Raw genomic sequence first — 18,035 nt, forward strand, 5'->3', positions numbered from 1 at the left:
GCCCACCCCTACTGTAGACCGCCATTCGCGCCTTGCCGCACTGGCCTTGGCGCTGGCCCTGCCGGCCGATACTGTACTGTATTTGCTGTTGCCAATGTACGCCGAGCAATTTGGCGTAACCCTGGCTGAGGCAGGTATGTTGTTGGCGGCCAATCGCTTGGTGCGCATCGCCGGCTACGGCTTCGTAGCGCGTTTTTATGCCGTGCGTGGTGACCGCCCCACCTGCACGTTGGCGGTAGTGGCCGCAGCTATTTGCGGGTTGGGCTACGCCACGCTGTCCGGTTTTTGGGCCCTGCTGCCGCTGCGGTTGTTGTGGGGGCTGGCGTTTGCCGCGTTGAACCTTTCAACCCAGGCGTTGGCGACGGCCGATGCGGTCGGCGCTGCGCAACGCTCCGGCCGCTCCAGGGCGTTCAGCGCCCTGGGGCCGGTGATCGCCCTGCCGCTCGCGGCGTTGCTGGCTTATCACTATGGGCCGCGTACTATTTTCTGGGTGCTGTGCATCCCCGCGCTGCTTGGGCTAACGGTCACCCGCGGGCTGCCTTCGCTTCGCCACCCGGTACCCATGCGGCGGGGCCTGAAGCTACCCAATAGCCTTGATGTGTGGTCGTTCCTGGAAGGGCTGACGCTGGACGGATTATTCATCATCGGCTTGTCGTACCTGGGCAGCGACCTGTTACCCGGTGGGGCGGTAATGATCGCTGGGGTGATACTGGCCGTAAGGTACCTCGGCGAAATCCTGCTAAGCCCGGTGGGCGGTAGGCTGGCCGAACGGTTCGGCGCTGAAAGGTTGTTGGTCAGCCTGTCGCTGGTAACCTCGGTGGCCCTCATAGGGTTCGGCGCCGGTTGGCTATGGAGTTGCGCGGCAGCCATCGTGGTACTGCGGGCGCTGCAGTTACCGTTGTTGGCCCCCATCGTGGCGCATCGCACGCCGGGCCCGGAACGGGTGCACGCACTGGCTTCGCGCTCTGTATGGCGAGACATCGGCGCCGGTGCGGGGCCGCTGTTGGCCGGGGTGCTGCTGCCGGTGCTCTCGCCCTTTTGGCTATTCAGCGTGCCTGCCCTGCTGCTGGCGGCGGCTGCCATAGCCTGCGGGCGGCGCCCGGCCGCGGTGCAGCAAGGTTCTGCCGCGCAATAAACCCTGGCATACACCTCATACGCACATGGCGACACCGTGCCGGGGGGGACACTTCGAAGTGCTTTGCAAGGCTGGGGCTTCGGGAAAGGAGCCACATGGGAGCGTTCTCTATCGCAGATGATGGTCAGTAACAGCCTTGCTGACCACCGTGGCCCAATCAGTGGCAGCACATGATTTTCTGCACATATTGTCGGGCGCGCCTATCCCTCACCATGGCCAACGCCGATCCTCGTAGTCCAGGTAGAGGTGCTCCCCACTGTGGCGATGGTGCTCCACCACATCGGCCACGCCGCGCACGCTGGCGTCCACATCGATCTCGGCCTCCACTGTGCCATCGAGCGTACCCATAGAGGTGGCAGCCCAACCGGGGTGGATGGTCAGCACCGTGTTTCCCTGCTCGCGGATATCGGCGTAAATGCCCCGCGCGAGGATGTTCAGGGATGCCTTGCTAGCCCTATACAGCTCCAGGCCACCTTCGACGTTGGCTGCAACGCTGCCGCGATGCGAAGACATGAAGGCCAACGCGCCTGGCGTCTTCAGGTGGCCGAGCAGGTTCCGGGCTAGTCGGATCGGGCCAAAGGCATTGACCATCATGATTTGCCGCAGCTCTTCCGCAGTGGCCTGTACCACCGACTGATGCAGCGGGCCAAAAATGCCGGCATTCAGGTAGATCACGTCGAACATGCGTGAGCCCAGGCGCTTCTTAAGCGGCTCGATTTGCTCGGGATCAGTCACATCGATATGACCGACCTGCAGGCGGCCCGGCGCGATACGTCTCACTTCTTCCATGCCCGCCAAGTCCGAGCCGGGAAAGGCCGTGGCAAACACGCTCCAGCCGCGCTGGAGGAATTGTTTGGTGAGTCCAAGGCCCAAGCCACGCTCGGCGGCTACGATCAAGATATCGGGATTGGCCATGATGCATTGCTCCTCAGGTGATAAGTCAAAGCGCTGTATACCCACCGTCGGCGATCAGCACAGTGCCGGTGATGAAACTCGCGCGTGGCGAGGCGAGATAGGCGATGACATCCGCAATCTCATCTGGCCGTGCCACACGGCCGATCGGATGCAGATGGCCGTAGCTCGCCAAGGTGGCGTGGCTGTCTTCCACGATGCCCCTGAGGATATTGGTTTCCACCACACCAGGCGCTACGGCGTTGGCGCGAATGCCGCGACCTCCATATTCAACAGCCAGCACCTTGGTGAGCTGCGCGATGGCCCCCTTCGAGGCGGCATAGGCCGCTAGGTCCGGCATGCCGACCACGCTGACCACCGAGGCCACATTGACGATGGCGCCTTCGCCACGCTCGACCATAATCCGCAGCGCCTCGCGCGAATGCAGGAAGTTGCCGCGGGCATTGGTCGCCATGATCGCGTCCCAGTCCTCGACGGTGGTGTTGAGCATGGGCTTGTTGAGCGTGCGCCCGGCGTTGTTGACCAGCACGTCGAGCTGGCCGAAGGCGTCCAGCGCCTGTGCTACCGCGTTTCGCGCAGTCGCCTCAAGGCCCACGTCGCCTTCCCAGGGCACGACTCGGCCTGCCTCGGCCAAGTCTCGCACGGCCGGGTTGATGTCTTCGGCGACCACGCACATGCCATGCGCGCGCAGCAACATAACGGTCGCGCGGCCGATATCACCGGCCGCGCCTGTGACCAGGGCAACTTTGCCTTGCAGCCCCAGGCTGGTGCCGATGTGCTTTGTGAAGGTGTCCGCGTTGGCGGTGTTGGAGAAAGTATCCATGAGTGTCTTCCACGTGTTCTACGGTGAAGGCTCATGGTAGAGACGGCATCCCTTTTCAGGCTGGCGATAAATCTCTTGATCTTGCCTATTCCTATAAATATATGCCGATGTGCATCATTCTACGCATAGAATGGTGCTCATTCAGGAAGGCATTGAAATGGCCCACTTAACCAGGTCGACACGCCCTGAGATGGTAGCGCGCCTGCTCCGGCTCGCGCCGCGTGCCGGCTACAGCCGTACGGAGCTCGCCGATGTGCGCCTGTTGCGCGCCGATGCGTCGCTGCCGCACACGCCCGTGCTCTACGACGCCTGCATCGTGATTGTCTGCCAAGGGCGAAAGCGCGCCTTCCTCGGCGACCGAACTTACCTATACGATGCCCAGCATTATTTGGTGCTGTCGGTACCATTACCGTTTATTAGCCAAACCGAGGCCACGCCGGACGAGCCGTTGCTGGCCTTGTCGATACGACTGGACTTGGTGATGCTCGCCGACCTTCTGCTGGTGCTAGAAAGGGATCATCCAGCACCGGCGGCAAAGGCGGTCGGCATGGCTTCGACGCCGATGGATGATGGCCTGGGCGATGCAGTCTTGCGCCTACTGCGTGCCTTGGAACATCCGGTCGAGGCCCACGCTCTCGGCTCCGGCCTGCTGCGCGAAATCCACTACCGGATGCTGATCGGCGAGCAGGGGCCGGCGATGCGCGCAGCCCTGGCTCAGCGGGAACACTTCGGTCAGATCGCGCGCGCCATCCGAACGATCCAGACGCGCTTTGGCGAGCACATCGAGGTCGCCGCGCTAGCAAGCGACGCCAACATGAGCGTTCCGTCCTTCCACAATCACTTCAAGGCGGTGACGCAAACCTCACCGATCCAATACCTCAAATCGATGCGCCTACACCATGCGCGCCTATTGATGATTCGAAGCGGCATATCGGCCATTCAAGCCTCCGATCAGGTGGGCTATGAAAGCCCGTCTCAATTCAGCCGGGAGTTCAAGCGCTTCTTCGGACATACACCCAAGGAGGAGGCTCGGCGCATGAGAGAACTTCTGCTAGTCAAGGCTGAGTTGGCCTGGCCCGACTTCGTACCCGATTCAGGCTAAGGGTTAGTTCGGCTTATCGGGTATTGAGCCGGCCCTGTACACGTCGCGCCTTTATGCGGCGGGTAACATCGCGCGTCCAGGACTCTTCAGCACAGTGACGCGTTACGAAGCCCTCGATAGCCGATCGGTGCGCGGCGAGGCGCCGATCAGGCCAAGGCCTTCGAGGAACATCGTGCGATATCACCGATAGCAGCCGGTTGTTCATCGCGTTCAAGTAGAAGATATCGCCGAAGCTCGGTGCGATCACCGACTCAATGCCGTACTGCCCAGCCTTCACACCGCCTGCCCAGTTTGCCCGTCGCGCTCACAGCGAAGTCCCTGGGTTGAACAACAGCGGTTGTTAGGCCTGTCGGTGCTGGAGCCATCGTGAAATAAAAAAACCGCAGGCACAGACCTGCGGTGTTCTTCGACACGCTGGATAGTTATTTTTCGACGAAAGCACGCTCGATCAGGTAGTCACCCGGCTCACGCATGCGTGGGGAAATCTCCAGGCCGAAGCTGTCCAGCACTTCGCTGGTTTCGTCGAGCATGCTCGGGCTGCCGCAGATCATTGCGCGGTCATCACGCGGGTTGATGGGGGGCAGGCCAATGTCATCGAACAATTTGCCATTGCGCATCAAGTCAGTCAGCCGCCCTTGATTGCGAAACGGCTCGCGGGTAACAGTGGGGTAGTAGATGAGCTTTTCCCGCACCGCTTCGCCAAAGAATTCGTTTTGCGGCAGTACCTGGGTGATGAACTGCTCGTAGGCCACCTCGTTGACGTAGCGCACGCCATGAATCAGCACCACTTTCTCGAAGCGCTCGTAGGTTTCCGGGTCTTGGATCACACTCATGAATGGCGCCAGCCCGGTGCCGGTGCTGAGCAGGTACAAATGCTTGCCTGGGTTCAGGTCGTCCAGCACCAAGGTGCCGGTGGGCTTCTTGCTGATCAGCACTTCATCGCCTTCTTTCAAATGCTGCAACTGCGAGGTCAGCGGGCCGTCGGGTACCTTGATGCTGAAGAACTCAAGGTGCTCTTCCCAGTTGGGGCTGGCGATGGAGTAGGCACGCATCAGCGGCCGGCCGCTGGCTTGCTGCAGGCCGATCATCACGAACTGACCATTCTCGAAGCGCAAACCGGGGTCGCGGGTGCACTTGAAGCTGAACAGGGTGTCGTTCCAGTGGTGAACACTGAGAACGCGTTCGTGGTTGAAGTTGCTCATTGACCCAACACTCCAGAGAAAAGGCTGCGCCGCGTGCAGGCGCGATTGCGCGGTATTCTAGAGGCGCGGATAATATCTGTTAAATGGATTATTAAGATATAGGTAATCGGTTATATAGATATGCGATTCACCCTCAGGCAACTTCAAGTGTTTGTCGCCGTCGCCCAGCACGAAAGCGTGTCCAAGGCCGCGGCATTACTGGCTTTGTCGCAGTCGGCGGCAAGTACCGCGATCGCCGAGCTGGAGCGCCAATCGAGCTGCCAACTCTTCGACCGCGCCGGCAAACGCCTGAGCCTCAATGCGCTGGGCCACCAATTGCTGCCCCAGGCGGTGGCCTTGCTGGACCAAGCCAAAGAAATCGAAGACCTGCTGGGCGGCAAATCCGGCTTTGGCTCGCTGGCCGTGGGCGCTACCCTGACGATCGGCAACTACCTGGCCACGCTGCTCATTGGCAGGTACATGCAAGTGCACCCGGAAAGCCAAGTAAAGCTGCATGTGCAGAACACCGCCAATATCGTCCATCAGGTAGCCCAGTACGAAATCGACCTGGGGCTGATCGAGGGGGACTGCAACCATCCAGACATCGAGGTGCAGCCCTGGGTGGAAGACGAGCTCGTCGTATTCTGCGCCCCCGGCCATCGGTTGGCGCAGCGAGGTGAAGCCGACCATAAGGCGTTGGCCGAAGAAGCCTGGATTCTACGGGAACAAGGTTCAGGCACGCGCCTGACCTTCGATCAGGCCATGCGCCATAACCGTTTCAACCTGAACATCCGCCTGGAACTGGAACATACCGAAGCCATCAAGCGGGCGGTGGAATCCGGCTTGGGCATTGGCTGCATCTCTCGGCTGGCCCTGCGCGACGCGTTCCGCCGGGGCAGCCTAGTACCGGTGGCGACACCTGGGCTGGACTTGGCGAGGCAGTTCTTTTTCATCTGGCACAAGCGCAAGTACCAAACCTCGGCGATGCGTGAATTCCTCGAACTGTGCCGTAACTTCACCGCCGGTGCCCAGCGCAGCGACGAGATCGTACTGCCGTCGATTGCCTAATGTGGTGTTTCAGACGTCCGCCCAAGCATTGGCGTGTGAACATTGCTATCGGGCAAGGCGCCATTACGCGCCATGCCACCTTCTGGAACACCACCCTGGGCGAACGGCTCGCGGTTAAACCAATATCACTGCCCACACGGCCCCAATCAGCCCCAGTGCCACGAACTGAGCGGCGCTGCCCATGTCTTTGGCATTCTTCGATAACGGGTGGCGCTCCAGGGAAATACGGTCGATCGCCGCCTCGATGGCCGAGTTCAGCAGTTCTACGATCAACGCCAACAGGCAAGCCATGATCAATACGGCACGTTCCACCCGCGTGACCGGCAATAGAAAAGCCAGCGGCACCAGCACGATGTTCAGCCAAACCAACTGGCGAAACGCCGCCTCGCCGATAAAGGCCGCGCGCAGCCCGTCGAAGGAATAGCCGGCAGCATTGAAAATACGTTTAAGGCCGGTTCGGCCCTTATAAGGAGACATACAAGTGCGCCCTAGCGTCCACAAAAGCGCCGGCACAATAGCCAGGCGCACGTCAAAAAACAGTGAAAACCCCGATCAGGCCAAAGGCACCGACTCCATTTGCTGCAGCAACAGCGCGGCCTGGGTGCGGGTGCGAACCCCCAACTTGCGGAAAATCGCCGTGACGTGCGCCTTTACCGTAGCTTCCGACACGCTCAGCTCGAAAGCGATCTGCTTGTTCAGCAACCCCTCGCACACCATCGTCAACACCCGAAACTGCTGCGGTGTGAGGCTGGCCAAGCCCTCGCTGGCGGCACGCGCTTCGGCCGACAGCGCCACCGCCTCGAAGGCCTGGGGCGGCCACCACTCTTCGCCATCCAGCACGTGGCGCACGGCGGCTTGGATCACCTCGAGGGTGCTGGCCTTGGGAATGAAACCACTGGCGCCGAACTCTCGTGCGCGCACCACTACGCTCGCATCATCTTGGGCAGACACCATCACCACCGGGATCTGTGGGTATTGCCCGCGCAACAGCACCAGGCCGGAGAAACCATAGGCGCCGGGCATGTTCAGGTCGAGCAATACCAAGTCCCAGTCGTTTTTTTCCCCCAGCCAAGTTTCAAGCTCGGCAATGCTCGCCGCTTCGACCAGCCGTACATCGGTACCCAGCCCCAGCGTCAGTGCTTGGCGTAAGGCGCTGCGAAACAGCGGGTGATCATCGGCGATAAGAATGTCGTAAGTGGCCATTGGCTGGATTCTGGTGTAGGGCGCGCCAAGCATGCCGACGCTGGCCGGGGTGGTCAAGGCCGAACGACTCGGGCACAGTGTGGCCCCCTGATTAGGAATGGAACCGCCACTGCCATGCGACGCTCGACGCTGCGCTCCGATGCTCTAATGTTGTTGACCGCGACGATCTGGGGCTCGGCCTTCGTGGCACAAAGCGCTGCCATGGCGCATATCGGCCCGTTTTTGTTTTCCGGGCTGCGCTTTGCCTTGGGCGCAATGTGCCTTGTTCCACTGATACTGCGCCCCGGCCAGATGGCCGGGCAACGGGGCAACCACCGCGGTGTGCTGGTGGGCGGCTGTGCAATGGGCCTGGCGTTGGCACTGGGCATCAACCTGCAGCAAGTGGGGCTGCTGTTTACCAGCGTTACCCACGCAGGGTTCATCACCGGGTTGTATGTGATCATCGTGCCGCTGATCGGCCTGTTGCTCGGGCATGCCACCCATGCCGGTACGTGGGCCGGCGCGCTGCTGGCCGTGCTGGGCATGTACTTGCTAAGTGTCACGGCCGGCATCCAGGTGGCCAGTGGTGACTGGTTGCAACTGTTGGGCGCCTTCGCCTGGGCTGGGCAGGTGCTGCTGGTGGCCATTTTCGCTAACCGCTACGATGCGCTGCGCTTGGCCTTCGTTCAATTTGCGTGCTGCGCAGTGCTAAGCCTGGGGCTCGCGCTTGCGTTCGAACCCATCCACTGGGCAGCCATCGTGGCGGCCGGCCCTGCCCTGCTTTACGGCGGCGTCGTCTCGGTGGGGCTGGGCTATACGCTGCAGGTCATCAGCCAAAAAGGTGCCCAAGCCTCCCACGCCGCGGTGATTTTTTCGCTGGAGGCCGTATTCGCCGCCATAGCCGGCGCGTTGTTCCTGGGCGAAAGCCTGAGCGGGCGGGGTTACCTGGGCTGTGCGCTGATGCTGGCGGGCATGTTGCTGGCGCAGCTATGGCCCAACCGCCAGCCGCGTTTGGCCTGACAGCTCAGCGCCGGTATTATGGACAGCGCGCTGGGGCTGCACGGCCTCGCTGGCCCCAGCATCACCAAGGGTATAGGCTGGTTGCATTTGAACGCCCAGGTGCTGGGCCGGTCCAACGGCCTGCCTTTTCGCCGTGCCACAGGAGAGTTTGATGCTGCGCTTTACCGTTCCGATCCTTGCCTGCCTGTTTGCCGCCCCCCTGGCCGCCCATGCGGCGTCTGCCCAGGATTACAACCTCACCCAGATGCTTCAAAAGGTGGCTAAGGACAGCAGCGTAGGCACCCCGAGGGCCATCAATGAAGACATCCTCGACCAGGGCTTTACCGTGCAAGGCAAAGAGCTGATCGACCACTTGGCCGTACAGCCCGGCCACGCCGAGAAAATGCGGGCCAACCCACAAACGGTTTACCTACAACTGGGTGCCAGCGTGTGCCGCGACGAGGGTTTTCGTAAACTCATGGCCCAAGGCGCGATCATGCGCTATGACTTCACCGAATACAAAACCAAGAAACCGGTAGCGACACACCGCTACACCGCACAAGACTGCGGCATGAAGTAGGGTTTCGGGTGGACAATAACGTGCGGCGCGGCGCAGGCCGGGCTCAATCGTCAAACAGCCGCCCGTTAAGCAAGCGTGAAGCTAATTCGGGCGAGTACCCGCGGTAAACGAGAAAACGCAGTTGCTTGGCCCGTTCCTTGGCGTCGGCGGGCCGTAGGCCACCAAACTTTCGCGCCCACGTAGCGTGCAGTTGGGTGGCCCAGTCGAACGCGCTTTCACGCAGTGCCTGTTCTACATCCCCGCGCGGCAAGCCACGCTGCGATAACGCTTCGCGTATGCGCGCAGGCCCGTACCCAGCACGGGCGCGGGTATTTATAAACGCCTCAAGGTAACGGGCTTCGCTGAGCAAACCGTCTTGGGCCAAGCCGTCCAGCGCGGCCTCGATCAACACATCACTGGCACCGCGCTTGCGCAACTTGCGTTCGAGCTCTACGCGGCCATGTTCGCGCCGCGCGAGCAAGTCCATCGCAGCCCGCCGTACCGCGACGGGCGTATCAAGCGTCGCCATGGGGCTTAGAAGTCATTCTCGGCGCCGGCCAGGTCGCCTTCCTTCTCAGCCGCCACCGCTTTTTTATCGGCCTTGTCGGCTGGGGTGCTGGTGTTCAGCAACTTCTCGCGAATTTGTTTCTCGATGGTGGCTTTCACTTCCGGGTTGTCTTCCAGGTATTTGGCGGCATTTGCCTTACCTTGGCCGATTTTGTTGCCTTGGTAGGCGTACCAGGCGCCAGCCTTGTCGATCAGGCCATTGGCAACACCCAGGTCAATGATTTCACCGTTGAGGTAAATGCCCTTGCCATAGAGAATCTGGAACTCCGCCTGGCGGAACGGCGGCGACACCTTGTTCTTCACAACCTTCACCCGGGTTTCGCTGCCGATCACGTCGTCGCCTTCCTTCACCGAGCCGGTGCGGCGGATATCGAGGCGCACCGAGGCATAGAACTTCAGCGCGTTACCACCTGTGGTGGTTTCCGGACTGCCGAACATGACGCCGATCTTCATGCGGATCTGGTTGATGAAGATAACCAGGCAGTTGGCGTTCTTGATGTTACCGGTGATCTTGCGCAACGCCTGGGACATCAGGCGGGCCTGCAAGCCCACGTGCATGTCGCCCATTTCGCCTTCGATTTCCGCCTTGGGCACCAATGCGGCCACGGAGTCGACGATGATCACGTCAACCGCATTGGAACGCACCAGCATGTCGGTGATTTCCAGCGCTTGTTCACCGGTGTCCGGCTGGGACACCAGCAAGTCGTCGACATTCACCCCCAGCTTGCCGGCGTATTCGGGGTCCAGGGCATGCTCGGCATCGACGAACGCGCAGGTGGCGCCGAGCTTTTGCGCCTGGGCGATGACCGACAGGGTAAGCGTGGTTTTACCGGACGATTCCGGGCCATAGATCTCGACGATCCGCCCCCGTGGCAGGCCGCCAATGCCCAGGGCGATGTCCAGACCCAGGGAGCCGGTGGAGATGGCAGGAATAGCCTGGCGCTCATGGTCGCCCATGCGCATGACCGCGCCTTTACCGAACTGACGTTCAATTTGACCCAGAGCCGCAGCCAAGGCACGCTTTTTGTTGTCGTCCATTAGACCCCTCACGAATTCGATGGTGGGGCGCGGCCCCAATTAACTGTATAAGTAGCCAGTATTATACACAGTCCGTTCGCCTCGCCTACCCCTGGCAGGGATTTTCTCCCACCGCCAGTCGCAACAGCCCTTCGAGCGCCGCCAACACGGTTTGCTGGCGAACGGCCTGGCGGTCGCCGTCGAACTGGCGCCGCTCGGCCCAGGCACCCCGCGCCGAAGCCCAGGCCAGCCAAACCGTGCCCACGGGTTTGTCTGCCGAGCCACCACCGGGCCCGGCGATCCCACTGACGGCGACGCCGAACGTCGCCGCGGAACCGGCCAGGGCGCCCTGCGCCATTGCCACGACCACCTCCCGGCTGACCGCCCCAACGCTGTCGAACAGCGCCGGGTGAACGCCAAGTTGGGCCGTTTTTTGCCGGTTGGAGTAGGTGACGTAACCGGCTTCGAACCAGGCCGAGCTACCGGCTATCCGGGTAATGGCCTCGGCGATGCCGCCGCCGGTGCAGGACTCGGCAGTGGTCACGCTGGCCTTGCCGGCCAGCAGGTGTTCGCCCAGGCGCGAAGCGAGATCAGTGAGCGCTTGCATGGTATAGGCCCCCGAGGCTTGGCAAAGAAACGACGGCAACGACTTTCGGCCCTGCCACCGCTTTTGTCCATGGCCAATGCGCAACAGGCGATGACTGAATTGCCGTACCTACCGGCTCAAGTCGTAGCCAATTGAAATACAGCTCACAGAAAATACACTCACTCGGAGATCATGCGATTGTGGGCACTGCCTGAGCGAAGCCGCAAAGTCGTCGAGGAACTGCTGGTGATCCTCACCGAACAGGGCTAACCACCTCCCCTGCATTAAAGCCCCATGGGCCGTGCAAAACGAACAGGCACCTGGCATGGCTTTGCCGCAGCAAACCGACGCCAGGCTGATCATGCCCCCTAGAGGCCCGGCCTGAGGCAAGGGCAAGCCGACCAGCGACAAGGCAATGAACAGCGCCTTGCGCGTCGATTGTGAAAAAGTTTCGGTAGAAAGCGCCACTGAGCACCACCTGCGCGCCAAGTCGCTGGCCGGCACCAAGATATGGGCAACAACCCACAGAACCCCGGCGGCCGCGCCGCTCCGACGGTGAGCGGCGATTGCGTAAAACCGATATTGCCGCGCCCCAGCAATGCCAAAAAAATCCCTGTAGTATTGGATAAGTGTTCATTGTCAAAAAGACGCCACCGGCTAAGTCCTTGAATGTCCGATCTTTCCAACCATACACCGATGATGCAGCAGTACTGGAGGCTCAAGCAGCAACATCCAGAGCAACTGATGTTCTATCGCATGGGCGATTTCTACGAAATTTTTTATGAGGACGCGAAAAAGGCAGCCAAGCTGCTGGACATCACCCTCACCGCCAGAGGCCAATCAGCCGGGCAGTCGATACCGATGTGCGGCATTCCGTTTCACTCGGTAGAAACCTACCTGGCCAAGTTGGTCAAGCTCGGCGAGTCGGTAGTGATCTGTGAACAGATCGGCGACCCGGCCACCAGCAAAGGCCCGGTGGAGCGCCAGGTGGTGCGGATTATCACCCCCGGCACGATCAGCGACGAAGCCCTGCTCGACGAGCGCCGCGACAACCTGCTGGCGGCCTTGCTGGGGGATGAGCGGTTGTTCGGCCTGGCAGTGCTGGATATCACCAGTGGCCATTTCGCCGTGCAAGAAATAAAAGGCTGGGAAAGCCTGTTGGCAGAGCTGGAGCGCATCAACCCAGTAGAACTGTTGATTCCCGACGATTGGCCGCAAGGCCTGCCGGCCGAGAAGCGCCGGGGTTCACGGCGCCGCGCGCCCTGGGATTTCGACCGCGATACGGCGCGCAAAAGCCTGTGCCAGCAGTTTGGTACCCAAGACCTGAAAGGGTTCGGCTGCGAGCAACTGACGCTCGCCATCGGCGCGGCGGGGTGCCTGCTGGCCTACGCCAAGGAAACCCAGCGAACCGCCCTGCCCCACTTGCGCAGCTTGCGCCATGAACGGCTCGATGACACCGTTGTACTCGACGGCGCCACCCGGCGCAACCTCGAGCTGGACGTGAACCTGGCCGGCGGGCGTGACAACACCCTGCAGTCGGTGCTGGACCGCAGCCAAACCGCCATGGGTAGCCGCCTGCTCAGCCGCTGGCTGAACCGCCCGCTGCGCGACTTAAAGGTGCTACAGGCACGCCAAAGCTCGATCGGCTGTTTGCTCGACGGCTATCGGTTCGAGAGCCTGCAGCCACAGCTCAAGCACATCGGCGACATCGAGCGCATCCTGGCGCGTATCGGCTTGCGCAACGCCCGGCCGCGCGACTTGGCGCGACTGCGCGATGCACTCGCGGCGCTGCCCGAGCTACAAAACCAGATGGCGGACCTTCAGGCACCGCACCTGGCGCAATTAGCGACCATCGCCGGCACCTATCCGGAACTGGCGCAATTGCTTCACAAAGCGATCATCGACAACCCGCCGGCAGTGATTCGCGACGGCGGCGTGCTCAAGGCCGGCTATGACGCAGAACTCGACGAACTGTTGGCCCTGAGCGAAAACGCCGGGCAGTTCCTGATCGACCTGGAGGCGCGCGAAAAAGCCCGCACGGGGCTGGCCAACTTGAAGGTGGGCTACAACCGCGTGCATGGCTACTACATAGAGCTGCCGACCAAGCAGGCCGAAAGCGCCCCGGCTGACTACATTCGCCGGCAGACCTTGAAGGGTGCCGAACGCTTCATCACACCCGAGCTGAAAGCCTTCGAAGATAAAGCGCTGTCAGCGAAAACCCGCGCCCTGGCGCGGGAGAAAATGCTCTACGAAGCGCTGCTGGAAACCCTGATCGGCCACTTGGCACCGCTGCAAGACACCGCCGCGGCATTGGCTGAACTCGATGTACTGAGCAACCTGGCCGAGCGCGCATTGAACCTGGACCTCAACTGCCCGGCCTTCGTCGATACGCCGTGCATCCATATCGACCAGGGCCGCCACCCGGTGGTTGAGCAAGTATTGACGACCCCGTTCGTGGCCAATGACTTGGCCTTGGACAACGACACGCGCATGCTCGTGATCACCGGCCCGAACATGGGCGGTAAATCGACCTACATGCGCCAAACTGCGCTGATCGTGCTACTGGCGCACATAGGCAGCTATGTGCCGGCGGCCGCCTGCGAGCTGTCGCGGGTCGACCGCATTTTTACCCGCATCGGTTCGAGTGACGACTTAGCCGGTGGGCGCTCTACCTTCATGGTAGAAATGAGTGAAACCGCCAATATTCTGCATAATGCCAGCGAACACAGCTTGGTGTTGATGGACGAGGTGGGCCGCGGCACCAGCACCTTCGATGGCCTGTCGCTGGCGTGGGCCGCCGCCGAACGGCTGGCGCAATTGCGCGCCTTCACCCTGTTTGCCACCCATTATTTCGAGCTTACCGTGCTACCAGACAGCGAGCCGGTGGTGGCCAACGTGCATCTTAATGCGACCGAACATAATGATCGGATCGTGTTCTTGCACCACGTGTTGCCAGGGCCGGCCAGCCAAAGTTACGGTTTGGCCGTGGCGCAGTTGGCCGGGGTACCCGGCGGGGTGATTACCCGTGCCCGCGAGCACTTGGCACGGCTGGAAACCTCAAGCCTACCGCGCGAGGCGCCCAAGCAAGCCGCCGGAAAAGCGCCGATACCGCACCAGAGCGACCTGTTCGCCAGTTTGCCGCACCCAGTGATCGATGAGCTGTCACATCTTGACATAGACAGTTTGTCGCCCCGCCAGGCGATCGAAATGCTCTACCAGTGGAAAGCGAAAATCTAACCGGTTGGCCTGCAAACTGCTAGAATCCCGCGCGGTCTGGCGTGCCCCAGGTATTTAGCCTGCCTTGGGGCCGACCACCAGACCCAGCGCGCCCTGCAATTCGGGCTCGCGTTTGCCGCCTGAGGAGAGAATTAGAAATGACCTTCGTCGTCACCGACAACTGCATCAAGTGCAAGTACACCGACTGCGTAGAAGTGTGCCCGGTGGATTGCTTCTACGAAGGCCCGAACTTCCTGGCCATTCACCCGGACGAATGCATCGACTGCGCTCTCTGTGAACCCGAGTGCCCTGCGCAAGCCATTTTCTCGGAGGATGAAGTGCCGGAAGATATGCAGGAATTCATCGCGCTTAACGCTGAGCTTGCAGAGATTTGGCCAAACATTACCGAGCGCAAGCCCCCCTTGCCAGACGCCGAAGAAAACGATGGCGTCAAGGGCAAAATCAAGGACTTGGAGCGCTGACTGGCGCCAGCGCCGCCGCGTGACACCTGCGGGGCTGCTAGGCTTGAATTGCCGATAAATAAAGGGGGTGGGTACATGCCCCTCCCCCTTTACCATTTACGTGACACCGCCATCCGTGGCCAGGCCGCTTCCTGCAGTACCTAGGCGCTCGTCCGTGAGGCCGTGCCCCTCCATGGGCACGCCTTGGATAATACTGGCTATGCAGGTGCGGACAAGTGATTAAGTCTTGCAAAAAAAGACACCGCCACCTTCGTAGCGAACGCACAACTGAAACAATAGCCAGCTATGGCGCCAAACTAAAACGCCGCGTGCTCCAAACGAGCAGGCGGCGTTTTAGTGTGGTGCCTCGGAAGTTCTCACGACGGCGTGGGTGAACAGAACGCCCTACTGGAACAACGCATCGCTCGAGAGCCCGTTCTTTTCGAGTATCTCCCGCAAGCGCTTCAAGCCTTCTACTTGGATCTGCCGCACGCGTTCACGGGTTAGGCCGATTTCGAAGCCCACGTCTTCCAACGTGCTACTCTCATGCCCCCGCAAGCCAAAGCGGCGAACCACCACTTCGCGCTGTTTGTCGGTCAATTCCGATAGCCATTGATCGATGCTGTGCGACAGGTCGTCGTCCTGTAGCAACTCGCAAGGGTCTGTGGGGCGGTCGTCGGTAAGCGTATCGAGCAGGGTTTTGTCCGAATCCGGACCCAGTGACACATCGACCGAAGACACCCGCTCGTTCAACCCAAGCATGCGCTTGACCTCACCCACGGGTTTTTCCAACAGGCTGGCGATCTCCTCGGCCGACGGTTCATGGTCGAGCTTCTGCGTGAGCTCACGGGCTGCGCGCAGGTATACGTTGAGCTCCTTGACCACATGAATAGGCAGACGGATCGTTCGGGTTTGGTTCATGATTGCCCGTTCGATGGTCTGGCGGATCCACCACGTTGCGTAGGTGGAGAAACGAAAGCCCCGCTCAGGGTCAAACTTTTCAACGGCGCGGATCAATCCGAGGTTGCCTTCTTCGATCAGGTCGAGCAGTGACAAGCCACGGTTGACGTACCGCCGCGCAATCTTGACCACCAAGCGCAAGTTGCTTTCGATCATGCGCTTGCGGCCAACGGGGTCGCCCTTTTGCGAGAGGCGCGCAAAATGCACCTCTTGTTCTGGCGACAGCAGGGGGGAAAAACCGATTTCGTTAAGGTACAGCTGCGTGGCATCGAGCGCGCGGCTGTAGTCGATGTATTTGTGCTGTTTAAGCGATGTCGCCTGCCGGGCCTTGCCTCGGGCAGAGCCGATAGGTTCTTCCTCCGACATCGAATCCAGATCGATATCGTTCTCCATCACGAGAACTTCATCGTCGATGTCAAACTCCGGCGCTTCTTTGTTGAGGGCCATTGTTGTAATCCCTTGCTGAGTTCGACCTCAAGCTTTGCGCTGCCATTCATCCGTAGGCGTTGCAAATGCCTGTCCCAGCTACGTGCCAACAGGGGCACCCAAGCAGTCAACGTTGAGGCAAGAACTGCAGAGGGTCCACAGGTTTCCCCTGGCGCCGGATCTCGAAGTGAAGCTTGACGCGATCCGTACCGGTAGAGCCCATTTCGGCAATTGTTTGCCCAGCCTTGACCTGCTGCCCCTCCTGAACCAACAGCCTGCGGTTATGACCGTAGGCGCTCACGTAGGTGTCGCTGTGCTTGATGATCACCAGTTCGCCGTAGCCCCTCAAGCCGCTTCCGGCGTAGACGACTGATCCATCAGACGCAGCAAAAACAGGCTGTCCCAAATTTCCGGCGATATCAATGCCTTTATTCAAACTACCGTTTGAAGCAAATTTGCCGATGAGCGTGCCGTTGGCCGGCCATGTCCACCCAGCGGCGTTACGTTCACCCGCAGGCACCGGCACCGGAGCTGGCACACTAGCGACCGAAGGGTTGGCAGCGGCGGGTGGCGCCGGCTGTGTGCCGTTCGTCGGAGCACCCGTTAGCGGTTTGCGAATAACCGTGGTCTTGAACGAAGAAGATGGCGTAGCGCTGGTTTGGTTGACCACCGTGGCCGGTGCGGTGGCGGCCACTACCGGCGCCCGGGCAGAGGAAGCGCTGTCAAAGCGCAACACCTGCCCAGGGTGGATGGTATATGAGGCATCGATATTGTTACGAGCGGCCAACGCTTTGTAGTCCCAGCCATAGCGGAACGCGATGGAATACAGTGTATCGCCAGGCTTGACCCGGTACTGGCCGGTGGTGACCTGCGGGTTGGGGTTGCTCCGCGACGCGCTGCGATCGACGACTCGCACACCGTTGCCCGGCGAACTGGAACAGCCCGCCAGGAAGGTGGAGAGCACCACTGCGGCCGCCAGAAGCTTGAACGCAAACGCATGTGCTGGCTGCCGAAGGGTTGTCGAGCTCACCCACCACTCCCTATCAAGGTGTCGAAGAAATGTACCGGCATTATAACCGAGCAGCGCCGCCCAATCGCCAGAGCTCCGAAATATCTTCACAAACAAAAACCTGCGTGATGAACATCACGCAATTCCTCTGACCGGCGAGCCCCAGGTTAATTCCGGCGCGGTTCAAGCCAGGGGACCATTGAGCAAGGGCACGAAGCGCACAGAGCCCAAGGTATGGCGGTTGAAGCTGCCATCATCCTCGCGCACGATCAACACCAATTGCTGGACTTCACCGGCACCGACCGGGATCACCATGCGCCCGCCCGGGGCCAACTGATCGAGCAAGGCTTGCGGCACATCGGCGGCCACCGCGGTAACGATGATGCCGTTATAGGGTGCCAGCGCCTGCCACCCTTCCCAGCCATCACCCCAACGGAACACTACGTTACGCAAGTTGAGCCCTTGCAGCCGCTCCTTGGCGCGATCTTGCAACAGCTTGATCCGCTCCACGGAAAACACCCGTTCCACCAGTTGTGACAGCACAGCCGTTTGGTAGCCGGAACCGGTGCCGATTTCCAATACCTTGTCCAATGGCCCCGCCGCCAGCAGCAGCTCGCTCATGCGCGCCACCATGTAAGGTTGGGAGATGGTCTGGTTGTTGCCGATCGGCAGGGCGGTGTTTTCATAGGCGCGGTGGGCCAAGGCTTCGTCGACGAACAGGTGCCGCGGGGTACGGCGGATCACGTCCAACACGCGGTTGTCAGCGATGCCCTCTTCGTACAGGCGCTGGATCAGCCGTTCACGGGTGCGCTGGGAGGTCATGCCGATTCCG

General features: G+C 60.9%; 20 protein-coding genes. 7 read left to right on the forward strand and 13 right to left on the reverse strand.

What is annotated here, in order from left to right:
* The coding region (locus HAQ05_RS04695) for an MFS transporter (RefSeq protein WP_202988039.1) at window positions 1–1,135 on the forward strand (1,135 nt) is incomplete at its 5' end.
* A 207-nt stretch (window positions 1,136–1,342) separates the two neighbouring features.
* On the opposite strand, the gene HAQ05_RS04700 is transcribed toward HAQ05_RS04695, so the two are convergent.
* Both HAQ05_RS04700 and HAQ05_RS04705 read right to left on the reverse strand, forming a co-directional pair.
* Window positions 1,343–2,050, reverse strand: a complete 708-nt coding sequence (locus HAQ05_RS04700) for an SDR family oxidoreductase (RefSeq protein ID WP_190417921.1) — start codon at window positions 2,048–2,050, stop codon at window positions 1,343–1,345.
* 25 nt (window positions 2,051–2,075) lie between these two features.
* Window positions 2,076–2,870 carry an SDR family NAD(P)-dependent oxidoreductase gene (locus HAQ05_RS04705; RefSeq protein WP_190417923.1) on the reverse strand — a complete coding sequence of 265 codons (795 nt, stop codon included), beginning with the start codon at window positions 2,868–2,870 and terminating at the stop codon, window positions 2,076–2,078.
* 157 nt (window positions 2,871–3,027) lie between these two features.
* On the opposite strand from HAQ05_RS04705, the gene HAQ05_RS04710 reads away from it, so the two are divergent.
* Window positions 3,028–3,972 carry an AraC family transcriptional regulator gene (locus HAQ05_RS04710; RefSeq protein ID WP_238935157.1) on the forward strand — a complete coding sequence of 315 codons (945 nt, stop codon included), beginning with the start codon at window positions 3,028–3,030 and terminating at the stop codon, window positions 3,970–3,972.
* 13 nt (window positions 3,973–3,985) lie between these two features.
* Here the strand turns inward: HAQ05_RS04710 and HAQ05_RS04715 are convergent, their stop codons facing one another.
* Window positions 3,986–4,249: a hypothetical protein gene (locus tag HAQ05_RS04715; protein ID WP_338050120.1), complete on the reverse strand. Its 264-nt coding sequence runs from the start codon at window positions 4,247–4,249 to the stop codon at window positions 3,986–3,988.
* Window positions 4,250–4,394: 145 nt separating this feature from the next.
* Window positions 4,395–5,174, reverse strand: a complete 780-nt coding sequence (gene fpr / locus HAQ05_RS04720) for a ferredoxin-NADP reductase (protein ID WP_190417926.1) — start codon at window positions 5,172–5,174, stop codon at window positions 4,395–4,397.
* Window positions 5,175–5,294: 120 nt separating this feature from the next.
* On the opposite strand from fpr, the gene HAQ05_RS04725 reads away from it, so the two are divergent.
* Complete coding sequence (locus tag HAQ05_RS04725; RefSeq protein WP_190417928.1) at window positions 5,295–6,221, forward strand: LysR family transcriptional regulator; 927 nt, start codon at window positions 5,295–5,297, stop codon at window positions 6,219–6,221.
* Window positions 6,222–6,335: 114 nt separating this feature from the next.
* Here HAQ05_RS04725 and HAQ05_RS04730 read toward each other — a convergent pair whose 3' ends face one another.
* Window positions 6,336–6,698 (reverse strand): diacylglycerol kinase, encoded by a 363-nt coding sequence (locus tag HAQ05_RS04730; protein ID WP_190417930.1) that lies wholly within the window; start codon window positions 6,696–6,698, stop codon window positions 6,336–6,338.
* Window positions 6,699–6,773: 75 nt separating this feature from the next.
* Window positions 6,774–7,424 (reverse strand): response regulator transcription factor ErdR, encoded by a 651-nt coding sequence (gene erdR / locus HAQ05_RS04735; RefSeq protein WP_190417932.1) that lies wholly within the window; start codon window positions 7,422–7,424, stop codon window positions 6,774–6,776.
* 114 nt (window positions 7,425–7,538) lie between these two features.
* Between erdR and HAQ05_RS04740 the strand changes: the two genes are divergently transcribed.
* Both HAQ05_RS04740 and HAQ05_RS04745 read left to right on the forward strand, forming a co-directional pair.
* On the forward strand, window positions 7,539–8,423 hold the full coding sequence (locus HAQ05_RS04740) for a DMT family transporter (RefSeq protein ID WP_190417934.1): 885 nt from the start codon (window positions 7,539–7,541) through the stop codon (window positions 8,421–8,423).
* Between the two features lie 151 nt (window positions 8,424–8,574).
* Window positions 8,575–8,982, forward strand: coding sequence for a quorum-sensing-regulated virulence factor family protein (locus HAQ05_RS04745; protein ID WP_190417936.1), 408 nt, complete (start codon window positions 8,575–8,577; stop codon window positions 8,980–8,982).
* Window positions 8,983–9,025: 43 nt separating this feature from the next.
* Here the strand turns inward: HAQ05_RS04745 and recX are convergent, their stop codons facing one another.
* The 4 genes from recX to HAQ05_RS04765 all read right to left on the reverse strand — a co-directional run bounded on the left by recX (window position 9,026) and on the right by HAQ05_RS04765 (window position 11,599).
* Window positions 9,026–9,490 carry a recombination regulator RecX gene (gene recX, locus HAQ05_RS04750; protein WP_190417938.1) on the reverse strand — a complete coding sequence of 155 codons (465 nt, stop codon included), beginning with the start codon at window positions 9,488–9,490 and terminating at the stop codon, window positions 9,026–9,028.
* Window positions 9,491–9,495: 5 nt separating this feature from the next.
* Window positions 9,496–10,566, reverse strand: a complete 1,071-nt coding sequence (gene recA, locus HAQ05_RS04755) for a recombinase RecA (RefSeq protein WP_190417940.1) — start codon at window positions 10,564–10,566, stop codon at window positions 9,496–9,498.
* Window positions 10,567–10,651: 85 nt separating this feature from the next.
* Window positions 10,652–11,152: a CinA family protein gene (locus HAQ05_RS04760; RefSeq protein WP_190417941.1), complete on the reverse strand. Its 501-nt coding sequence runs from the start codon at window positions 11,150–11,152 to the stop codon at window positions 10,652–10,654.
* Between the two features lie 108 nt (window positions 11,153–11,260).
* Entirely contained in the window at window positions 11,261–11,599 is a 339-nt protein-coding gene (locus HAQ05_RS04765; protein WP_190417943.1) for a hypothetical protein, read from the reverse strand.
* 201 nt (window positions 11,600–11,800) lie between these two features.
* On the opposite strand from HAQ05_RS04765, the gene mutS reads away from it, so the two are divergent.
* Window positions 11,801–14,368 carry a DNA mismatch repair protein MutS gene (gene mutS / locus HAQ05_RS04770; RefSeq protein WP_190417945.1) on the forward strand — a complete coding sequence of 856 codons (2,568 nt, stop codon included), beginning with the start codon at window positions 11,801–11,803 and terminating at the stop codon, window positions 14,366–14,368.
* A 137-nt stretch (window positions 14,369–14,505) separates the two neighbouring features.
* Window positions 14,506–14,829, forward strand: a complete 324-nt coding sequence (fdxA, locus tag HAQ05_RS04775; protein ID WP_190417947.1) for a ferredoxin FdxA — start codon at window positions 14,506–14,508, stop codon at window positions 14,827–14,829.
* Between the two features lie 384 nt (window positions 14,830–15,213).
* On the opposite strand, the gene rpoS is transcribed toward fdxA, so the two are convergent.
* The 3 genes from rpoS to HAQ05_RS04790 form a co-directional block, all read right to left on the reverse strand.
* Window positions 15,214–16,215: an RNA polymerase sigma factor RpoS gene (gene rpoS, locus HAQ05_RS04780; RefSeq protein ID WP_190417949.1), complete on the reverse strand. Its 1,002-nt coding sequence runs from the start codon at window positions 16,213–16,215 to the stop codon at window positions 15,214–15,216.
* 106 nt (window positions 16,216–16,321) lie between these two features.
* Complete coding sequence (locus tag HAQ05_RS04785) at window positions 16,322–17,224, reverse strand: peptidoglycan DD-metalloendopeptidase family protein (protein WP_190417951.1); 903 nt, start codon at window positions 17,222–17,224, stop codon at window positions 16,322–16,324.
* Between the two features lie 162 nt (window positions 17,225–17,386).
* Window positions 17,387–18,025, reverse strand: a complete 639-nt coding sequence (locus HAQ05_RS04790) for a protein-L-isoaspartate(D-aspartate) O-methyltransferase (RefSeq protein ID WP_190417953.1) — start codon at window positions 18,023–18,025, stop codon at window positions 17,387–17,389.
* Between the last annotated feature and the right edge of the window lie 10 nt (window positions 18,026–18,035).

This window comes from Pseudomonas typographi (genome assembly GCF_014694385.1).
GTDB classification, from domain to species: domain Bacteria; phylum Pseudomonadota; class Gammaproteobacteria; order Pseudomonadales; family Pseudomonadaceae; genus Aquipseudomonas; species Aquipseudomonas typographi.

Bases quoted from the DNA above. Each gene is read 5' to 3' on its own strand.
- HAQ05_RS04740 (WP_190417934.1), top strand. From the start codon at position 7,539: ATGCGACGCTCGACGCTGCGCTCCGATGCTCTAATGTTGTTGACCGCG.
- recX (WP_190417938.1), bottom strand. From the start codon at position 9,490: ATGGCGACGCTTGATACGCCCGTCGCGGTACGGCGGGCTGCGATGGAC.
- HAQ05_RS04730 (WP_190417930.1), bottom strand. From the start codon at position 6,698: ATGTCTCCTTATAAGGGCCGAACCGGCCTTAAACGTATTTTCAATGCT.
- recA (WP_190417940.1), bottom strand. From the start codon at position 10,566: ATGGACGACAACAAAAAGCGTGCCTTGGCTGCGGCTCTGGGTCAAATT.
- HAQ05_RS04745 (WP_190417936.1), top strand. From the start codon at position 8,575: ATGCTGCGCTTTACCGTTCCGATCCTTGCCTGCCTGTTTGCCGCCCCC.
- HAQ05_RS04790 (WP_190417953.1), bottom strand. From the start codon at position 18,025: ATGACCTCCCAGCGCACCCGTGAACGGCTGATCCAGCGCCTGTACGAA.
- fdxA (WP_190417947.1), top strand. From the start codon at position 14,506: ATGACCTTCGTCGTCACCGACAACTGCATCAAGTGCAAGTACACCGAC.
- HAQ05_RS04710 (WP_238935157.1), top strand. From the start codon at position 3,028: ATGGCCCACTTAACCAGGTCGACACGCCCTGAGATGGTAGCGCGCCTG.
- HAQ05_RS04760 (WP_190417941.1), bottom strand. From the start codon at position 11,152: ATGCAAGCGCTCACTGATCTCGCTTCGCGCCTGGGCGAACACCTGCTG.
- fpr (WP_190417926.1), bottom strand. From the start codon at position 5,174: ATGAGCAACTTCAACCACGAACGCGTTCTCAGTGTTCACCACTGGAAC.
- HAQ05_RS04725 (WP_190417928.1), top strand. From the start codon at position 5,295: ATGCGATTCACCCTCAGGCAACTTCAAGTGTTTGTCGCCGTCGCCCAG.
- mutS (WP_190417945.1), top strand. From the start codon at position 11,801: ATGTCCGATCTTTCCAACCATACACCGATGATGCAGCAGTACTGGAGG.
- HAQ05_RS04705 (WP_190417923.1), bottom strand. From the start codon at position 2,870: ATGGATACTTTCTCCAACACCGCCAACGCGGACACCTTCACAAAGCAC.
- HAQ05_RS04700 (WP_190417921.1), bottom strand. From the start codon at position 2,050: ATGGCCAATCCCGATATCTTGATCGTAGCCGCCGAGCGTGGCTTGGGC.
- erdR (WP_190417932.1), bottom strand. From the start codon at position 7,424: ATGGCCACTTACGACATTCTTATCGCCGATGATCACCCGCTGTTTCGC.
- rpoS (WP_190417949.1), bottom strand. From the start codon at position 16,215: ATGGCCCTCAACAAAGAAGCGCCGGAGTTTGACATCGACGATGAAGTT.